The organism is Massilia sp. Mn16-1_5, assembly GCF_004798585.1.
GTDB lineage: Bacteria > Pseudomonadota > Gammaproteobacteria > Burkholderiales > Burkholderiaceae_D > Telluria.
The window spans coordinates 19890-38678 of record NZ_PPXQ01000001.1 but is presented as its reverse complement, the minus strand read 5'-3'; the positions used below and the strand labels follow the sequence as shown (position 1 = coordinate 38678).

18 protein-coding genes are annotated in these 18789 nt (G+C 66.7%); 4 read left to right on the top strand and 14 right to left on the bottom strand.

Features of this window, described 5'->3' with window-relative positions; translation table 11 throughout:
* Positions 1-52: 52 nt before the first annotated feature.
* On the bottom strand, positions 53-1801 hold the full coding sequence (gene phaC / locus C2862_RS00175; RefSeq protein ID WP_136218101.1) for a class I poly(R)-hydroxyalkanoic acid synthase: 1749 nt from the start codon (positions 1799-1801) through the stop codon (positions 53-55).
* A 55-nt stretch (positions 1802-1856) separates the two neighbouring features.
* Between phaC and C2862_RS00170 the strand changes: the two genes are divergently transcribed.
* A complete protein-coding gene (locus C2862_RS00170) occupies positions 1857-2180 on the top strand; it encodes a hypothetical protein (RefSeq protein WP_136218100.1) in 324 nt (107 codons plus the stop codon).
* Positions 2181-2201: 21 nt separating this feature from the next.
* On the opposite strand, the gene pgeF is transcribed toward C2862_RS00170, so the two are convergent.
* Positions 2202-2978: a peptidoglycan editing factor PgeF gene (pgeF, locus tag C2862_RS00165; protein ID WP_136218099.1), complete on the bottom strand. Its 777-nt coding sequence runs from the start codon at positions 2976-2978 to the stop codon at positions 2202-2204.
* A complete protein-coding gene (locus tag C2862_RS00160) occupies positions 2978-4012 on the bottom strand; it encodes an RluA family pseudouridine synthase (protein ID WP_136218098.1) in 1035 nt (344 codons plus the stop codon). The genes pgeF and C2862_RS00160 overlap by 1 nt, the downstream gene beginning before the upstream one ends.
* A gap of 64 nt (positions 4013-4076) precedes the next feature.
* Here C2862_RS00160 and C2862_RS00155 point away from each other — a divergent pair, with 64 nt between their 5' ends.
* Positions 4077-4916 (top strand): outer membrane protein assembly factor BamD, encoded by an 840-nt coding sequence (locus tag C2862_RS00155; protein ID WP_136218097.1) that lies wholly within the window; start codon positions 4077-4079, stop codon positions 4914-4916.
* Positions 4917-5040: 124 nt separating this feature from the next.
* On the opposite strand, the gene yaaA is transcribed toward C2862_RS00155, so the two are convergent.
* Complete coding sequence (gene yaaA, locus C2862_RS00150) at positions 5041-5811, bottom strand: peroxide stress protein YaaA (RefSeq protein ID WP_136218096.1); 771 nt, start codon at positions 5809-5811, stop codon at positions 5041-5043.
* Between the two features lie 30 nt (positions 5812-5841).
* Between yaaA and C2862_RS00145 the strand changes: the two genes are divergently transcribed.
* Together C2862_RS00145 and C2862_RS00140 are read left to right on the top strand one after the other, a co-directional pair.
* Positions 5842-6297 carry a putative toxin-antitoxin system toxin component, PIN family gene (locus C2862_RS00145; protein ID WP_136218095.1) on the top strand — a complete coding sequence of 152 codons (456 nt, stop codon included), beginning with the start codon at positions 5842-5844 and terminating at the stop codon, positions 6295-6297.
* A 25-nt stretch (positions 6298-6322) separates the two neighbouring features.
* Positions 6323-7480 (top strand): pyridoxal phosphate-dependent aminotransferase, encoded by a 1158-nt coding sequence (locus tag C2862_RS00140; RefSeq protein WP_136218094.1) that lies wholly within the window; start codon positions 6323-6325, stop codon positions 7478-7480.
* Between the two features lie 21 nt (positions 7481-7501).
* Here C2862_RS00140 and C2862_RS00135 read toward each other — a convergent pair whose 3' ends face one another.
* The 10 genes from C2862_RS00135 to C2862_RS00090 all read right to left on the bottom strand — a co-directional run bounded on the left by C2862_RS00135 (position 7502) and on the right by C2862_RS00090 (position 18783).
* Positions 7502-8770 carry a tetratricopeptide repeat protein gene (locus tag C2862_RS00135; protein WP_136218093.1) on the bottom strand — a complete coding sequence of 423 codons (1269 nt, stop codon included), beginning with the start codon at positions 8768-8770 and terminating at the stop codon, positions 7502-7504.
* Between the two features lie 7 nt (positions 8771-8777).
* Positions 8778-9668: an ExeA family protein gene (locus C2862_RS00130; protein ID WP_136218092.1), complete on the bottom strand. Its 891-nt coding sequence runs from the start codon at positions 9666-9668 to the stop codon at positions 8778-8780.
* Positions 9668-11443, bottom strand: a complete 1776-nt coding sequence (gene mshL, locus C2862_RS00125) for a pilus (MSHA type) biogenesis protein MshL (RefSeq protein ID WP_136218091.1) — start codon at positions 11441-11443, stop codon at positions 9668-9670. The genes C2862_RS00130 and mshL overlap by 1 nt, the downstream gene beginning before the upstream one ends.
* A 14-nt stretch (positions 11444-11457) precedes the next feature.
* Positions 11458-11844: a hypothetical protein gene (locus C2862_RS00120; protein WP_307723526.1), complete on the bottom strand. Its 387-nt coding sequence runs from the start codon at positions 11842-11844 to the stop codon at positions 11458-11460.
* Positions 11841-12521, bottom strand: a complete 681-nt coding sequence (gene gspM, locus C2862_RS00115; protein ID WP_136218089.1) for a type II secretion system protein GspM — start codon at positions 12519-12521, stop codon at positions 11841-11843. Before gspM ends, C2862_RS00120 begins: the two co-directional genes overlap by 4 nt.
* Positions 12518-13165, bottom strand: coding sequence for a PilN domain-containing protein (locus C2862_RS00110; protein WP_136218088.1), 648 nt, complete (start codon positions 13163-13165; stop codon positions 12518-12520). The genes gspM and C2862_RS00110 overlap by 4 nt, the downstream gene beginning before the upstream one ends.
* Complete coding sequence (locus C2862_RS00105) at positions 13162-14022, bottom strand: agglutinin biogenesis protein MshI (RefSeq protein ID WP_307723525.1); 861 nt, start codon at positions 14020-14022, stop codon at positions 13162-13164. Before C2862_RS00105 ends, C2862_RS00110 begins: the two co-directional genes overlap by 4 nt.
* Before the next feature lie 221 nt (positions 14023-14243).
* Complete coding sequence (locus tag C2862_RS00100) at positions 14244-17453, bottom strand: DUF11 domain-containing protein (protein WP_136218086.1); 3210 nt, start codon at positions 17451-17453, stop codon at positions 14244-14246.
* The gene (locus tag C2862_RS00095) at positions 17450-17911 is read right to left on the bottom strand and encodes an agglutinin biogenesis protein MshP (protein WP_136218085.1); all 462 of its coding nucleotides are present in this window, start codon (positions 17909-17911) and stop codon (positions 17450-17452) included. Before C2862_RS00095 ends, C2862_RS00100 begins: the two co-directional genes overlap by 4 nt.
* Entirely contained in the window at positions 17908-18783 is an 876-nt protein-coding gene (locus tag C2862_RS00090) for a prepilin-type N-terminal cleavage/methylation domain-containing protein (RefSeq protein WP_168709965.1), read from the bottom strand. The genes C2862_RS00095 and C2862_RS00090 overlap by 4 nt, the downstream gene beginning before the upstream one ends.
* Between the last annotated feature and the right edge of the window lie 6 nt (positions 18784-18789).

Sequence of the window (18789 nt, the reverse complement as noted above, 5' to 3'; positions counted from 1 at the left end):
ATTATCGCTTTTGCCACTGAATTTATTTCATGGCAAGTACAACATCGGGTCCTCAATCCGCTCTTGCCTTCACGTAGCGGCCCGGTGCCGGTTCGATCGGCTGGTAGCGCTCGTTGCCGAATGCGGTCGGCGCCGGCACTTCCTCGCCGCCGTTCTCTTGCAGGAACCTGGCCCATTCCGGCCACCAGCTGCCCTTGTTTTCCGTGGCGCCGGCGAACCACTCGTCCGGGGCGCGCGGTCCTTTCTTCGGCGCCTTGTCGTTGACCCAGTAGCTGCGCTTGCCCTTCGAGGCCGGGTTGATCACGCCGGCGATGTGGCCCGAGGCGCCCAGCACGAAGCGGTTCGCCTTCGGCTTCTTCGGGTTCACCAGGTTCATCGAGGCGAACGCGGCCGGCCAGGGCACGATGTGGTCTTCCTTCGAGCCGTAGACGAAGACCGGCGCATCGATGGCACCCAGGTCGACCTGCACGCCGCAGACGGTCAACTGGCCCGGCACCTTCAGCTTGTTCTCGAGATAGGTGTTGCGCAGGTACCAGCAGAACATCGGACCCGGCAGGTTGGTGCTGTCCGCATTCCAGTACAGCAAGTCGAAGGCCGGCGGCACCTTACCCTTCAGGTAGTTCTGCTGGACGTAGTTCCACACCAGGTCGTTTGGACGCAGGGCCGAGAAGGTCGTCGCCAGGTCGCGGCCCGGCATGATGCCGCCCTTGGCGAGGGAGGCCTCGCGCAGCGCCACCTGGGTCTCGTCGATGAAGACTTCCAGCACGCCGGTGTCGGTGAAGTCGAGCAGCGTGGTCAGCAGCGAGAGGCTGGCGGCCGGCTGCTGCCCGCGCGCGGCCAGCACGGCCAGGGCGCTGGCGGCAATCGTGCCGCCGACGCAGAAGCCGAACACGTGCACCTTGTCCTGGCCGCTGATGTCCTGCGCCAGTTTGATCGCCTCGATGGCGCCGCGCTCGACGTAATCGTCCCAGCCGAGATTCGACATCGATTTGTCGGGATTGCGCCACGAGACCATGAAGACGGTATTGCCCTGCTCGACGACGTAGCGCACCAGCGAATTTTCCGGCTGCAGGTCGAGGATGTAGAACTTGTTGATGCAGGGCGGGATCATCAGCAGCGGCCGGGCGCGCACGGTCGGCGTCGTCGGGGTGTACTGGATCAGCTGGAACAGCTCGTTTTCATAGACCACCTCGCCGGCCGCGGTGCCGACATTGTTGCCGACTTCGAAGGCCGACTCGTCGGACTGGGAGATGCGGCCCTTGCGCAGGTCTTCCAGCATGTGCTGCAGGCCCCTGGTGAGACTTTCGCCCTTGCTCTCGATGAGCTTGGCCTGGGCTTCCGGATTCGTCGCCAGGAAGTTGGCGGGCGACATCGCGTCGACCATCTGCTGCACCGTGAAGCGGATCTTCTGGCGCTCGCGCGGACCGGCCTCGACGGCATCGCTGAGCGCGAGCATGAATTCGCTGTTCAGCAGGTAGGAGGCGGCGGTGATGGCGGCAAAGGGCGTCGCCGTCCACTCGGAGCCGGAGAAGCGCTTGTCGTGCAGTTGTGGGGTTTTACCCGACATGAATTCCTGCCAGAGCGCCCCCGCCTTCTGCAGGTAGTCCTGGCGCAAGGCCTCGAGTTTTGCCGGAGCGATACTCACACCGAAGTCCTTGAACACGCCGGCCAGCGGATTGGCCGCCGCAGCCCCTGTACCGCCACCTGCCGCAGGCATCTTCATCCACCCCTGCCAGACCGAGGGATCGGTGAACTGGTTCATCCAGGTGGTGGCGAAAGCTTGGGGGTCGGGCATGTTCATGTCGGCGTCCGTTAGAATCGAATGAGTGACTGGTACAAATTAATGGGAGAACAGCATGTGGATCGTTGCAATCGGCTGGAGCTATGTCGTCATCCTGATGGCGGCGACGGAGACCTCCTTCGTCGCGGGTGTGATGACTTTTCTCGTGTACTGCATGATACCCCTGTCTATACTTTTTTACCTCACCGGCGCGAAGCGGCGGCGGGCACGCAGGGCCGCCGAGGCCGCCAAGGTGGCCCCGAGCGCAGCCGAGGTGATTGCAAACCTGCCGCCACCGCCGTTGGCTGTTGCAAAAAACACACAAGTGAACGGCATCATCGGCGCAAGCGGCGCGGCCGCAAGCATGTGCGACGGCGGCGACGGTGGCTGCGGGCAGTAGTATTGATGACGCCGGAAAGCGTCACTTGATCCAGATCAAACTCGCCTGCCGTCCCGTCACGCCATCGCGGCGGTAGGAATAAAAACGCTCGATTTCCGTTGCGGTGCAATGCATGCCGCCGGCCACGCTGCTGACGCCGTCACGCGCCAGCATGCGGCGCGCCAGCGCGAACATGTCCGCCAGATATTTGCCGCCCCGTTCGGGACGGCGCTGGAAGGCGAAGCCGACGTCGATGCCCGGCAGCGCCGCGGCGAAGGCATCAAATACGTCCTGCCCTACCTCGAAGGCAAGCGGCCCGATGGCCGGGCCCATCCAGGCCGTGATCTCGTCCGCACCCTTGGCCCGCATCGCGGCCACGGTTTGCCCCAGCACGCCGCCGGCCAATCCGCGCCAGCCCGCATGCGCGGCGCCCACCACCCTGCCCGCGCGATCGGCGAACAGCACCGGCAGGCAGTCGGCGGTGAGGATGGCGCACACCAGGCCGGGAGCGGCGGCGACACTGGCGTCGCCCGTGCGGGTCGGCTGGTCCGGCCCGACCGTGGCGGCATCGATCACGGCGGCGCCGTGCACCTGCGCGATCCAGGCCGGCCGGCCCGGCAGCAGGGTCTGCAAACGCGCGCGATTCTCCATGACGGCGGCAGGATCGTCGCCGCAGTGCAGACCGAGGTTGAAGCCGCCACCGCCGCGCCCGTCGTCATAGGGCCCCTGCGAGACACCGCCGACGCGGGTGGTGGCGAGCGCGCCGATGCTGGCCGGCGCGTCGGGCCACTCCGGGATCACGAGCTGGGCGCAGTCCATCAGACGGCTTCCGGCTCGGGGATGCCGGCTTTGGCGATCAGCTCGGCAAAGTCGGCGGCCAGCGGCACGACCCATTCGCACTGCTCGCCGGTAGCCGGGTGCACCAGGCCCAAGCGGCGCGCCTGCAGGGCCTGGCGATGGAAGACCGGGCTCAGGTGGGTCTTGCCGTAGACCGAGTCGCCGACCAGGCCGAAGCCGATCGACAACATGTGGACGCGGATCTGGTGGGTGCGCCCGGTCTCCAGGCGGCACTGCACCAGGCTGACCGGACGGCGGTCGAGCATGCCTTCGGCGACGCGGGTGTAATGGGTAATCGCGGGCTTCGCGCCCATGCTGGTCGAGACCGCCATCTTGGTGCGCTCCTTCGGGTGGCGACCCATCGACGCGTCGATCGTGCCCGACAGCTGTGGCGTGCCCCAGACCAGGGCAAAATATTCGCGCTTCACGGTGCGCGCCTGCAGCTGGCGCACCAGGTCGGTCTGCGCGGCCAGGGTCTTGCCGACCACCATCAGGCCGCTCGTATCCTTGTCGAGGCGGTGCACGATGCCGGCGCGCGGCACCGAGCCCAGCTGCGGCGCATGGTGCAGCAGGCCGTTGAGCAGCGTGCCCGACCAGTTGCCGGCGCCCGGATGCACGACCAGGCCGGCCGGCTTGTTGATGACGAGGATGTGCTCGTCCTCGTAGACGATGTTCAGTTCGATCTGTTCGGGAGCGAAGGCGGTGTCTTCCGGCGCCGGCTGCGGCTGCACGACGATGGTTTCGTCGCCATAGGCCGTGTCCTTGCCGCGCGCGCTCTTGCCGTCGACGAGGATGTGGCCGCCCTCGAACCACAGCTGCAGGCGGCTGCGCGAGAACTGTGGGACCAGGCCGGCCACGACTTTGTCGAGGCGCTGGCCGCACGCGGACTCGTCCAGATGCAGGGTGATCGGAGAGAGGTCGATGCCGGTAGTGGCAGAGAAATCGGCATCGATTTCATCGTCGAAATCGGGGTCCAGGGGCAAATCCGCCGAATTCGGCGCAGGAGTTAATATCACGTCAGTCCCATCGGCTATAATCAGCCGTTCGTTGAATCTCGGTAAAACTTTTCTGCAAAAAGCTATGCAAAAAAAACTGTTGGTGGTTGCTGCAATGAGTGCCTTGTTGGGCCTGTCGGGCTGTGGGCTCTTGCCCGATAAGACCGATGAGACCGCAAAATGGTCAGCGGAGAAATTATACGCTGAGGCACGCGAAGAGATGGCAGGCGCCCACTACGAGGCCGCGATCAAGTTGTTCCAGCGCCTCGAAGCAAACTATCCGTTCGGCACCTACGCCACCCAGGCGCAGATGGAAATCGCCTATGCGCAATACAAGGCCCAGGACCAGGCCGAAGCCCTGGCATCGGTCGAGCGCTTCATCAAGCTGCACCCGAACCATCCGCAGGTCGACTACATGTACTACCTGCGCGGCCTGGTCAATTTCAACGACCAGATCGGCTTCCTGAGCACGATCTATTCGCAGGATCCGACCGAGCGCGATCCGAAAGCGACGCGCGAAGCCTTCGCCGCCTTCAAGGCCCTGGTCGACAAGTTCCCGAACAGTAAATATACGCCGGACGCGATCGCCCGCCTGAACTACCTGATCAACGCGATGGCGGCCTACGAAGTACACGTGGCCAACTACTACTATCGCCGCGGCGCCTACCTGGCCGCCGTCAACCGTGCGCAGGGCGCCGTCACCGACTACGCCGATGCGCCGGCGCGCGAGGAAGCGCTATTCATCATGATGCGCAGCTACGACAAGCTCGGCATGCTGCCGCTGCGCGACGACGTCCAGCGCGTGTTCACGCTGAACTATCCGAACAGCCGTTTCCTGAACCCGAACGCCAGCGGCGACGCGCCATGGTGGAAGTTCTGGGCGAAGTCGGGTCCGCGCCCGGCGCCGAAGGATGCGCTGAAGTAAGGCGCTGGTCCGGCGGATCGTTGATGCCGGATGTAGGGTGGGCGCCCCGTGCCCACGGCTCGTCGGTTCGGCCAACAATGTTCAAGCATCAGCGTGGGCACGGGGCGCCCACCCTACCGCTATTTCATTCGGCGACTTTTCGGCGGAACAGCCAGCTCGTCCCGGTCGATCCTTCGGCCACGTAGCCATAGCCATCGACATCGAAGTCCTTCAGCGCCTCCGGATCCGTAATCCCCTTCTCGATCGCATAGCGCGCCATCATCCCGCGGGCGCGCTTGGCATAGAACGAGATGATCTTGTACTTGCCGTTCTTGAAGTCCTCGAACACAGGCGTGATCACCGGCACATTCAGCAGCTTCGGCTTGACCGACTTGAAGTACTCTTCCGAGGCCAGGTTCACCAGCGCGGTCGACTTCGTCGCCGCCAGCTCGGCGTTGAGCGCATGCGTGATGCGCTCGCCCCAGAAAGCATACAGATCCTTGCCGCCAGGCGTGGCCAGCTTGGTACCCATCTCCAGCCGGTAAGGATGGATCAGGTCGAGCGGGCGCAGCAGGCCGTACAGACCCGACAGGATGCGCAGGTGGCGCTGGGCGAAATCGATCGCGCGCGGCGCCAGGCTGCGCGCGTCCAGCCCGGCGTAGACGTCGCCATTGAAGGCCATCATCGCCTGGTAGCCGTCGGCGTGGTCCGGGATCCAGCTGGCGTAGCGCGCCACGTTCAGGTTGGATAACTGGTCGGAAATGTGCATCAGGTCGCCGACCTGGCCGGGCGAGAGGTCGCGCAGCACGCCGATCAGCTGCGCGGCGCGCTCCGTGAAATCGGGCAGCGTGTGATGGGTGGTCGGGGACGGGGTATCGAGGTCGAGGGATTTGGCGGGCGATAAGACAATCAGCATACAAACACGAAAGCAATTAAGATTTCCGACATGATACTCGCTCCAGCCCAAGCCATCGTTATCGACACCAATGTCTGCCTCGACCTGTTCGTGTTTCGCGACCCGCGCTGGGCGCCGCTGCTGGCGGCACTCGAGAGCGGCGCCCTACGCGCCGTCACGCGCGCCGATTGCCGCGACGAATACCGGATCGTGCTGCACTACCCGCACCTGCCGCTCGACGACGACAGCCGCCTGCAGGCCGCGGCGCGCTTCGACGAGTTGATCACGGTCGTCGCGCCCGACAGCAAACCGATCCGCCTGCCGGTCTGCACCGACCGCGACGACCAGAAGTTCCTCGAGATCGCGCGCGACGCGAATGCCGCCATCCTCATCACCAAGGACAAGGCCTTGCTGAAGCTGGGCCGCAAGACCCTGCAGGGCGGCCTGTTCCGGATCATGCTGCCCGAGGCCTGGGTCAAGCAGCAAGCCGCGCCCGCGCTAGAATAAAGCCATCCAAACTCGACCGACACCCATGAGCACCCCTGCCCTGCAATCGCGCCTGCCGCAAGTCGGCACTACCATCTTCTCCACCATGTCGGCACTGGCCGCCCAGCACGGCGCGGTCAACCTCGGCCAGGGCTTCCCCGACTTCGGCTGCGACCCGCGTCTGCTCGACGCCGTCAGCGACGCCATGCGCGCCGGCCACAACCAGTACCCGCCAATGACCGGCGTGCCGGCATTGCGCGAGGCGATCGCGGCCAAGATCGGGGCGCTCTACGGGCGGCGCTACGATGCGGCCACCGAGATCACCGTCACCGCCGGCGCCACCCAGGCCCTGACCACCGCCATCCTGTGCTGCGTGCATCCGGGTGACGAAGCCATCGTCATCGAACCGGCCTACGACAGCTACGCGCCGGCGATCACGCTGGCCGGCGGCGTGGTGGTGCCGCTGGAAATGGAAGTGGGCGCGAACGGCTACAGCGTGCCCTGGCAGAAGGTGGCGGCTGCCGTCACCCCACGCACGCGCCTGATCGTCATCAACTCGCCGCACAACCCGACCGGCTCCATCCTGCGCCGCGCCGACCTCGATGCGCTGGCCGCCATCGTCGACGGCGCGGACATCCTGGTGCTGTCGGACGAGGTCTACGAACACATGGTCTACGACGGCGAGCGGCACCAGTCGGTGGCGAGCCACCCGGTGCTGGCCGAGCGCTCCTTCGTCGTTTCGAGCTTCGGCAAGACCTATCACGTCACCGGCTGGAAGGTCGGCTACGTCGCCGCGCCCGCCGCCTTGTCAAACGAGTTCCGCAAGGTCCACCAGTACAACGTGTTCACGGTGAATACGCCGATGCAGCACGGCCTGGCGCGCTACATGGCGGATCCGGCGCCCTATCTCGGGCTGTCGGACTTCTACCAGCACAAGCGCGACCTGTTCCGCGCGGGGCTGGCGGGCACGCGCCTGCGGCTGCTGCCGGCGGACGGGACTTACTTTCAGTGCGTGGACTACCGGGCCGTCTCCAGCCTGCCGGAGGCGCAGTTCGCGCAATGGCTGACGACGGAATTGAAAGTGGCGGCGATTCCGGTGTCGGCCTTTTACAGTAGCGGACGGGAATCGGGGATCGTGCGCTTCTGCTTTGCGAAAGAGGATGCGACGCTGCGCCTCGCGCTAGACCGGTTGGCCGCGATGTAAGCTAGCCGTCAAGGCTTACCGTTATCGCGCCACCTGCGCGAGGCGGCGCTCGACGAATGCCTGTAGTTCAGGCGACAGCGTGCCCAGCGCCCTGGCCTGGCGGAAGGCATCGAGTGCTTCCGGATTGCGCTTGTCGCCCTGCAGGGCCATCCCGAGCCCCATCCACCACACCGCATTGTTCGGCGCCGCGCGCAGCGCCGTCTGGTACTGGTCGGCCGCTTCGCGAAAACGGTTCTGGCGCTGTAGCGCGCCGGCCAGGAAGGCGTGGTATTCGCCGTTGCCGCCGGCGTAAGGCAGGGTGCGCAGCAGCGCTTCGATGCCGGACTTGCCGCGCTCGATCTGCAGGCGCGCCAGCAGCATGGCCAGCGCCGGCTGGCGCGGGTCCAGGCTCAGGGCTTGCTGGAGCTGGGTCATGGCCTCGTCGCCGCGGTTGTTCTCGATCAGCAGGCTGACCAGGGTCTGGCGCGCCGCCTCGTGGCGTGGGCTGATGCGCAGCGCCGTCTGCAACCCGGCCATCGCCTCGCTGACGCGGCCGTCCTGCAGCGCCGCCAGGGCGCGCCGGTAGGCGTTCTCCGCTCCTTGCGTGTCGGTCTCGATGCGGCCCTGGCCGGCGCTGGCCGGCGATGCCGGTGCCGCCGGGACGGGCAAGCCCCCTGCCTCCATTTCCTTGCGCTGCAGTGCGGCCAGCCAGCGCGTCTCCTGCCGGGTCTTTTCCGCCGCCCGCGCCTGCTCGTCGCGCAGCCTGCGCTCGGCTTCTGCGCGCTGGGCCGGCGGCAGCTTGGCCATACGAACTTCCTCGGCCGCCCAGCGCTTCTCGAGCCGCTCCTGTTCGGCGCGCGCGCGTGCGCTGGCAACGGCATACGAGGTGGTCGAGGGCGTGCTTTGTTTGTCAGATGCGGCCTGCTTGGGTGCCGGCGGCGCGAGCGGCTCCCTGACTGCGGCCGCAGGCTTGCGCGGCTCGGCGGGGAGCTTCTCGGGTTCAGGAGGCGTGGCCGGCTTCTGTGCAGGCGCAGGCGGCGGCGCCACCTCGGCCACCGTTACCGGCGCAGCAGGAACGGCCGCCACCACGGGCACCGCGGGCTGCTCGTCGTAGCTCTTGCCCTTCAGCGGAAAAATGATCCAGGCCGCAGCGCCGAGCGCGAGCACCGTGCCGCCCGCGATGGCCGCGACGCGGCCGACCGGCACGCGGCGCTCGTCGCCGCCGACCGTCTTGATCTCAGGCGGCACGCCTTCGGCGCGCGTGGTGCCGCGCGCATCGAGGTCCTGCAGCATCTTGTTAATCAAACTCATCGCGATCTCATCGTGTGAGGGTCCATGCCAGGGAGGCCGCCATGCCGGCCAGGGCGCCCGCGCCCGCCAGCCATGGCCATAGCCGGCGCTTGCGCCCGACCGTGTCGAGCGCCGCGCCCTTCACGTGGGCGGCGCCCACCTGCTGCTTGCCTTCGCCATAGCATAGCATCAGGGCCTTGTGCGCCAGGATGTTCACCAGGCGCGGGATGCCGCCGCTGGCGCGGTACAGGCCTTTCACGGCGGCCGGCGTAAACAGGCGCGAACCCGTGTAGCCGGCCACGCGCAGGCGATGCGCAAGATAGAAATCCAGGTCGTCCGGCGACAGCGGCCCGAGATGATAGTGAAAGGTGATGCGCTGTGCCAGCTGGCGGATCGCGTCGAGCTCCAGCTTGCGGTTCAGTTCCGGCTGCCCGAACAGGACGATCTGCAGCAGCTTGCGCTTTTCCGTCTCGAGATTGGTCAGCAAACGCAGCGCTTCCAGGCTCTCGACCGGCATCGCCTGCGCCTCGTCGATGCACAGCACGACCCGCTTGCCCTGGCGCGCCAGGTCCAGCAGGCGCTGCATGATCGATTTCAGCAGACGATGCTGGTCGACGTTGCGCTCGAGCGGCACTTCGAGTTCGTCGGCCAGCGCCAGCATCAGGGTGCGCGCTTCCAGGAAGGGATTTGGGATGTAGGCCGTGACGAAATCCTCGCCCAGGGTCGCCATGAACTTGCGGCACAGGAGGGTCTTGCCGGTGCCGACTTCGCCCGTGATCTTGATGAAGCCTTCGCCGCTGCGCGCGGCGATCAGCAAGGTGTTCAACGCTTCCTGCGAACGCGGACTGCCGAAAAAGAAGCTCGTGTCCGGGGTGATCCCGAACGGCAGTTCGCGCAAGCCGAAATGCGCCGCGTACATTACTTGCGCTCCAGCGAGCGTGGGTCCAGGCTGTCGATGCGGCGCGAGGTGTCGAGCAGGTCCTGGCTCCAGTTGCTGGCGCTGTCGACGATGGTCGGCTTGATCAGCACCACCAGCTCGCGCTTCTGCGCCACCCGGTTCTTGTTGCGGAACAGCGCGCCCAGCACCGGCACCTTGCCGGCGCCCGGCAGCTGGCTGGTGTCGTCGGTCGCGGCCTGGCGCATCAGGCCGCCCACGGCGACCACCTGGCCGTCCTGGCCGCGGACAATACTGTCCAGTTCCGAGGTCGAGGACGCGGCCAGCGGCAGCGTCAGCGAACCGGCCGAACCGAGATCGATGCCCTTGGTGATGGTCGTCACCTGGCTCACCGAAGGGTGCACGTGCAGCAGGATGTTGCCCTTCTCGTCGATCTGCGGCGTCACGTCCAGCACCACGCCCGAGAAGAAGGGCTGCAGGGTCACGCTCGGCGTGGTGGTGTTGCCGGCCGCGGTGGTGTTGGTGGTGGTGGTCACGCCGGTGACGAAGAATTCGTCGGTGCCGATCTTGAGCACCGCCTTCTGGTTGTTGACGGCGGCCACGCGCGGGCTGGACAGCACGTGCACCGTCCCCTGCTGCTCGAGCAGCGAAATCAGGGCCGCGAAGTTATTCGTCTGGAAGGCGAAGCCGAACAGGGAGCCGGCCGCATTCGCCGCGTTCGAGAGCGAGAAGCCGGTGCTGGCCGAGAGGCCGCTGCCGTTGCTGATCGCGGGCGGCTGGCCGCCGTTGAAAGGCAGCGGCTGCAGCGATGCGCCCGGTGCGATCATGCCGGTGGCGACGCGGTTGTTGCGCGAGCTGCCGATCGACGAGAAGCTGGCCCAGTTGATCCCGCTCTGGAACTGTTCGTTCAGCTCCACTTCCAGGATCTTCGCTTCCAGGATCACCTGGCGATCCACCGACAGCTGGGTCGCCTTCAGGTACATGTCGACGCTGCGCAGTTCGTCCGGCATGGCGCGGATCACCAGCACGCCCGACTGCGGGCTGACGACGACGCTGCGCCCGCCCTCTTTCGACCCCACGATGGCTTCGATCGCCGCCTTCAAGTCGCCCCAGAAGTCGCTCTCGGACAGCATGTTGACGTCGGTGCTGGCGACCTGGCTGCCATTCTGGCCGTTCTGGCTGCCGTTATTCGGCTGGTTCGGGACGTTCGGCTGGTTGCCCGGCAGGCCCTGGTTGCCGGTGCCGTTGTTATTGTTGGCGACGTTCGAGACCGAGGTCGAGGTCACGCGCAGGTTCGAGGAGCCGCGCCGGTTGCCGACCAGGTAGTTCACGTGGAACATGCGGGTCTGCATGGTCAGCGGACGGATCGTGATGCGGGTGCCGTCGATCTTGTAATCGTAGCCGTACATCTCGCGCACGGCTTCCAGGGTCTCCTGCAGGGTCACGTCCTTCAGGTTGGCGCTGATGTTGCCGCTCACCTCGGGATGCACCAGCATGTTGTAACGGGTGCCGGCCACGATCGAGCGGAAGAACTGCTGCGCCGGGACATTGTTGAAGGCGACGTTGAAGCGCTCTTCCAGCGCCGGACGCGCCTTCGGCAATTCCTTGGCCAGCGCGGCGGCCGGCGGCAGCAAGGCGTTGGCGACGGCGTCGTCGGTCGGCGCGGGACCGCGGTTGGCGGCGCTGGCGCTGGCCACTTCGCGCTTGATGGTGTCGTAGGTCTGGTGCGGCGGCGTGCTCTGGCAGCCGGCCAGGAAGGCCAACGCGGCCAGCGCCGTGAGGGTAAAAGCGTGTGGCATGGATGTCCTGTCGGTCATTCCCGGTCCTTCATGTTGTCTCGTACCCGCTCGATGGCGCCGCCATGGGAGGCCGGAGCCGCGTTCAGTGTCAGGACCTGGCGCGTGCGTCCGCGTACCAGTTCCACCTCGTTCTGTTCGATGCGCGCCACGCGCGCGCCCTTGTAGGTGTCGCCCAGGCGCAGGGTCTCGCCGTCGATCACCGCGACGTGGCGCCCGCCGGGCTGGCGCGAAATCAGCACCGACTGCAGCTGCGGTGCACGGTTCGCCGGCGCGGCAGCCGCCTGCGCCGCCCCGCCCTGCGCCGCCACCAGGGCGGCCGGCGGACGGGTCGGGTCCTGCAGGGCCTGGGCCGAGGCCAGGTTCGCGCTTGCCAGCAGCAGGCAGAGAACAATGCGCTTCACAGCTTCATCCATTTCGCGTCCAGGCTCAGGGTGTACAGGGTCAGCGTCAGGCGCGAGGCCGGCCAGGTCTCCGCTTCGAGGCGGGCGCCGCCCCAGAACAGCTGGGTCGGCATCGATTCGAGCGCGGCCATGTAGCCGATCATGTCGAGGTAGTTGCCGCGCACCGTCACTTCCACGCCATGCCGGTACAGCAGCGCGGCCGGCTTCGCCGCATCCGTCGCGGCTGGCGCGGCCACCGGCTTGGCCTTACCCGTCACCGGCTCCACCGGCAGCGTGCGCAGCGACACCAGCTGCAGGCGTCCATTCGCGCGCAGGATGTTTTCCACCAGCGGCGCCATGCGCTCGGGCGCAACCAGGCCGTTCTGCATCGCGCGCAGGCTGAGGGCCAGCGAATCGGTCTGGGCGCGCACCGCGGCGATCTTCTCGCGCGTCGGCGCGTCCGGGTCGGCCTGGAATGCCTGCACCTTGTCGCGGATCTCGTTGTCGATGCCCTCCAGGTTGTTCTGCTGCTGGACGATCTGGGTGCGCAGCAGGTCCTGCTTCGCATACATCGGCCCCAGGCTCATGAAATGCGTGAGGAACAGGAAAGCCGCGGCCACCGCCGCGAACAGCAGTACCCGCTCGCGCAGGGTCAGGGCGTCGATGCGGGCGGCCAGGCGCAGGAGGCTTTCCTTCACGGCTTGACTCCTTCCGGCGCGGACAGCAGGCTGAATTCGACATAGGGCGCCGCCTGCGCGACCGTCTTGCCGTTCTCGTCGACGCGGGCCGCGCCACCGCCCTGGTTGATCGACAGGCTGCCGAAGGCCTTGCCGCGCATGACAGGTTCGCTCGTCAGGCGGTTCAGGTAGCCGGGCACGCGCTGCGGATCGAGGGCGCGGCCGCGCACGCCGATGTCGACGCCGGCGCCGCTAATGCTCACGCCCGTCAGCCACAGGCCGTCGACGTGCTGGCGCGCCAGCGCGCGGAAGTATTCGGCATAGCCCTGGGTGTTGCCGAGTTCCCCGCGTGCGAGCACGCCGGAGACTTCGCGCAGCGCGGCCAGCTGGCCTTCGGCCTCGGCCAGTTCGGCCTCCACCGCGGGGTTCTTCTGGCGCGGCGCGAATTCCTTGGCGACGCTGTCCAGGCGCGCCTGCTTCTGGGTCAGCTGCGCGGCGCCGGCATCGGCTTGCCTTTGCAGGTCCCGCACGCGCATGTTGCCGTAGGCGCCGAGCGCGGCCACGCCGGCGAACAGCACCAGCAGCGCCGCGCCCATCGTGCGCGCGGAGAAGATCTTCTTTTGCTGCAGGAAGACCGGATTGAACAGGTTGATCTGCTGGCTCACAGCACCGTCTCCTCGTGGCGCAGGGCGGCGCCGAGCGGCACCAGGAAACGCTGCTGCTGGAGCGCATCGAGCAGTTCGGGCGCGCGTTCGAAGTCGAACACGCTCGCCAGGTCGAGCGTATCGACCGGCGTGTAGAGGTTGCTCGACAGGTATTCGTCGAGGCCCTTCACGGGCGACGGCGCCAGCACCAGCTTGGCCACGCTGATGAAGGAATACTGGCGCTCGAAATTGTCGAGCGAGCGCTGGAGTTCGAGGGTGACGCGATCGAATGCCGCGTTGCGGCGATCGATGTCCTCGTCGAGCAGCTGCTCGAGATGGATGTCGATGCGGCGCGTCAGGTACAGTTCGGCGCGGTAGGAGACGGTCAGCAGGCCGCCCTCTTCGCCGAAGGAGAGCATCGCCACGCCGCGGCCCGGCGGCTCGACCAGGGCCGAGATGTTCCGCTGTGCCATCTCGGGGATGTCGATCACGGCCAGGTCGACCTTCGCCGCCGTGAACAGCTTTTGCCGCGCCTCGATCACGCTGTTGCGCGCGGCGATCGCGAACATCGAATGCTGGGCGCGCACGGCGGCATTCGGGTCGACCGGCAGGTCGAGCACGTCGATCGTGGCGTCGTCGATATGGAAGTCGAGGAGGTCCTTCAGGCGCCAGCGCACCGCGGTTTTCAATTCGTCCGGCGCGACGTTGGGCGCGTCGACCGAGAGGATCTGGTATTCGCCGCCGCCCAGGACGGTGATCGAGCGATAGGCATGGGCATGCAGTTCGCGGCCGGCCTTTTCCAGCAGCTCGGCGTGGTTCTTGCCCGGATAGAAGACCGCCTGGCGCACCTGCGGCTTGATATCGGGCGCGGTCTGCATGCTGACGGCGGCCAGCCCATCGCGCTGCAGCGCAATGGCGAGCCATCCTTCTCTTTTCTTTGCTTTTCTAAAAAAACGCATGCGGACCGTTGGCGATGTGGAGCGGTCTCTATGTCATGACCGTAGAGACTTGATTATATTCAAGTTCGCCGGTTTTACCGAATAAAATCGCTCGACGGCAACATGGGAGGGGCGTGCCTGCGACAACGGCTGGACGCAGACTAGAAATACATCTCGCGCACGTAGATCACGGGGCTGCGGTAGCTGCCGAAACTGACCCGGCCGATCGTGCTCGGCAGCCAGGTCCAGCCGTCGAATTGCAGGGTGAAGGATCCGGTGCGCGCCACGCCCCCGGCGAGCTTGCCGGGGGCGCGCAGCCAGAGGGTGCCGGCGCCGTTTACCAGGTTCACTTTGCGCGTCTCACCCTTCACGGCCATGGCGGCGACGATGTTCGTATCGCACTTACCGTCCTTGGCGAAGTTGGCCGAACAGACGAGGAACTTCACCTTGTCGCCACTGGCCGCCAGTGCTTCCGTGTAGCCGCGGTTGAACAGCCAGCCGCCGTACTTGCTGCCGGCCCAGAACTCGGCGCGCAGGCCGAGGGCCGTCGGCAGGATGTCGGTACCGAGCACGTTCGGCACCGCCAGGCGGCCGCTGAGGACCAGCAGTCCGTTCTCGTCCGAGTTCTCCCCTTTGCCGCGGTCGGACGTGATGGCGACCTTGCCGGCCGCCGCGTTGTCGGACGCCAGCGCGCGCACGAACACCCCGGTCGGTTCGCTGATCGCGGTCGAGCGATGACTCGTGTTGCTGTAGGCGGCAGGCAGGGTGTAGGTGGCGCTGCCCATGATCCGGATCGTGGGCGGATCGCCTTCTTTTTCGGCCGGAATGCTGGTCGAGGCGTCGATCGTCGTGCTGGTGGCGGGAGCCGTCGGCGTGAAGTCGGGCGCCAGCAGGCCCCCGCCCGCGCTGCCCACGGCACGCAGCGTGATCGGGCGGAACCAGCCGGGGTAGTTCTTCGCCGTCTGCTTGACGGTGGTGAAGTTCTTCACCGGCTGGTTCATGGCATTGTAGGCTTGCACCGTGACGTCGAAGGGCTGGCCCGAATACACGGCGCCGTTGTTCACGCCCTTCTCGGTCGCGCGCGGGCATGGGAAGACGCCCGCATCCAGGTTGGCCGGGCAATTGAAGCGGCCGACCGCCTCGGTCCTGAAGTAAGCGGGATAGAAACGGCCAACAACGACCGTGCTGCCGGGGACGTTCACGCCCAGATAGTTGTTGGCCTTACCCGATCCATCCGGCGTCGGATCGCCCAGCCCGATGCTGAAGTTGATGGCCCCGACTTCGCTCCAGGCCGCGTAGCTGGTGCGGATGCCGCCGGCCCAGCTCGGGGTGCCGCTCTCGATCAGCTTGCCCTCGTCTTCGTACTGGACGTCGGTGATGGCCGACTTGCCCAGCACCAGCAGCGGCGCCGGGGTTTCGTTGCCGAAGTTCGGCGCCCAGCCGCCGTCGGCCAGCAGTGCGCCCACTTCCAGCGTCAGGGTCGAGCCGGCGGGCGCAAAGGCCTGGTCGCTGACCTTGATCGTGCCCTGATTCGGATCCTTGTGCGTCTCGTCCCTGGGGTAGACGATGTTCCTGAAGGCGATCTGCGTGGGTGCGCTAATAAAGGCCGCGGTGGCGCGTTCTTCATCGTTGGCCTTCAGGTGCAGCTCGACCTGGCCAATATCGCCATAAACAAAGGTCTGCGGGACCGAGACGGCGTTCTGCGGGAACACGATATCGACCGCTTTCGACCACGGGTCGTCGGCGGAACACACCGGTATCGCCTTGCCCTCCAGGGTGGCGCCGACCTTGCCGGCCGTCGGATTGCGGCACTTCAGCATGAAGGTCATCGCAACCGTCGTGCTTTCCTTCGCATTCGGCGTGCCGGTCTTGCCGTCGATGACGGCGGTCAGGTAGATCTTCGGGTTCTTGTCGCTCCCGCCCAGGATGTTGGCGTCGTACTGGGTACACCCCGTGGTGGCGCCGATGACGAGCCCGGCCGCGCATGCCTGGTTCGTGAATTCATACGTGATCTTTGGACCCGTGGTGGGCGGAGGCGGTGGCGGCGGTGGCGGCGCCGCCACGGCGGTGGCGGTGTCGCTCGCGCTGTTGTTGGCGAGGTTGTCGTCGTCCGTGCCCTTGACCGTCACGGTATTGGTCTTGTCGCCGCCGCTCGTGACGGCGGCCTTCACCACCAGGGCCGGCGCGCTGCTGCCCGGCGCCAGCGCGCCGCGGTAGACGCAGCTGCCGGCGGTGGTGGTGCCGCCGCAGGTCCAGCCGGTGCCGCCGCCGGACACATAGCTCATCCCGTCGGGCAGCGTGTTGCTGACCGTGATCGGGCCGGCCTCGGTATAGGGCCCGTTATTGGTGACGGTCACCGTGTACTGGGCGTCGCTGCCGACTTTCAAAACGGTATTGCGCACCAGCGCGATCGACAGGTCCGATACCGGCATGGTCGGCACCACCAGCACCTCGGCGTTCAGGATCACCATGTCCTGGCCGGTGCGGTAGCGTGTCGTGACGGTTGCATCGTAGCCGGCCCAGACGGTGACCGAGGTGTCGTAGGCGTCGAAGTCGATGCCGTAGGAGGCGCTGTCGTTGTTGATGTTGCTGCGCGAGTTGAACTGGTTGCCCTCGGGGTTGAGGGAGTCGGTCATTTCCGTGCCCTCGAACAACAGGCGCTCGCCGTCCTGCGCGAGCGTCGAGTCGCCTTCCCAGGTGATGTGGCCGATGCGCGCTTTCTCCTTGACCGGATAGGAGGTGCGGTTCCAGCGGAAGTTGCTGGCGTTGACGATGACTTCGGCGTTCTGCACGTAGCGGAAGCCTTCGTACAGGTTCAGCACGCGCTCGGGCTGGGTCGGATGCGAGTACACGACCAGCAGCGAGAAGCCGCCCAGCACGCCCTGCGATGCGCACCAGGGGCTGCCGTTGGAGACGGTCAGTCCCGAGAAGTTATAGGTGCCGCTGCCCTTGGCCTTGACGATGGCGGTGACGTCGGCCGCGCCGCCGAAGTAATTGAAGCCGCCGCCCACCGTGCTCGAGCTGTACTTGCGGCCGGCGCTGACGTCCTGGTTCTCGAACCTGACCGTGCTGTCCATCGTGCCCGAGCCGGCCCAGTACAGCTGGGCCGACAGCACGGTCGCTCCCAGCGGAATGCCGAGGTAGGCGGTGCGGTTGGTGCTGGGCAGCGTGACGGTGCAGGCGGCCGTATTGTTGTTGCCGTTGTTGGTGCTGTTGGCCTTGGTGCGCAGCGTGACCTGGGTGCCGGTGAAATTGACGCGGCCATCGAAGGCCTTCCACAGGGCGATCGGCGTATCGGCGCGCGCCGCCGTCCCGAACAGCAGGACCAGCAGCGCCAGCACGTGCGCGACGAGCGCGACCGGGCGCCTCATATCTGCACCTCGATCACCCGCCGCACGTAGTCGGGATTGTTCCAGCTGTCGGGACAGGCGCCGTCCTTGGCCGGCGTGCAGGCGGTGGCATGGATGATCCAGCGCTCGAGGCCGGCCTCCCCCGCTGCCACGGCCGGACCGTCGCGCTTCTCGCAGCGGACCCTGACGGTGAACTTGTCGAGCACGTCGCCGCCGAGCGCGACGGTATACGTCTCCTTGTCCTTGCAGGCCTCATCCCCCTTCAGGCGATGATAGAGGCCCCATTCGATCCCGGCGCGCGCGGCCTGCTGGGCGCGTACGCCCTGCTCGTCCAGTGCGATGCCTTGCTGCTGGCTGTTGAAGACGGAGATCAGCGCGACGCCGAGGCCGGCCAGCACGACCAGCAGGAAGATCGCGGTGACGATGCCGACGCCGCGCGTGCGGCGGCGCCGGCCGGGGATATGTGAAAACCGGTTCATGGCGTGTTGTCCACGTGGACCTGGTGCAGCAGGCGCACCGGGCCGAAGCTAGCGTCGCCGGCGCTGCGGGTGTGCAGGCTGAGCGACAGCAGCACCAGCGCGCTGCGGCGCAGTTCGACGTCCGACTGTGCGTAACTGAAAATGCCTTCGCAGGCGGCGACCCGGCGCGCCAGCAGCGCGGCGGAGGGCTTGTCCATCTCCACGGCCATGGTGGCGCGGATCGGGTAGCCGGCGTAGCGCGTCAGCACCAGCGCGCCGTCCTTCGATTCGCAGCGGAAGGTGACGGGCGTGCTCACCACCTGGAAACGGCGCCCCGGCGACGGCATCGGATCGTCGCGCGCGAACGGGTTGTCGTCGAGCTTGATCGTCGTCCCGTTTTCGCCGACGTCCTCGCTGACGCGGGCAATGTTGCGGTCGGCGGCGGCGAGGCCGTAGGCGTTGGCCGGCGCCATGTCGGCACTGGCCCCGAGGTTGTAGACGACGACGTAGTCGCCTTTCGCGACGGCGCTGCGCAGGCCGCCGACCACATCGAATTCCTTGTTGGCGGCATCGACGAAGTCGAGCGGCTTGCCGCCGGTGGCGCCGTCTTCCACGGCGAGATAACGCCCGCCGGTCCGGGTGAGCAGGAATTCGATCGCGCTGCCGTCATCGTTGACGCGCACGCTGTTGGGCAGCGCGAGGCGGATCTCGCGCGCCATGCGGCGCAGCGCCAGATCGGCTTCCTCGCCCGCTTCGGCGCGGGCCACGGTGTCGCCATAACCCTGGATCGGGGCCTTGATGAAGACGGCGACGATGGCGCCGATGATGCCGATGATAACGATCACGACGATCGCCTCGACCAGGGTGAAGCCGCGCACCGCTCGCAGATTCATGCGCCG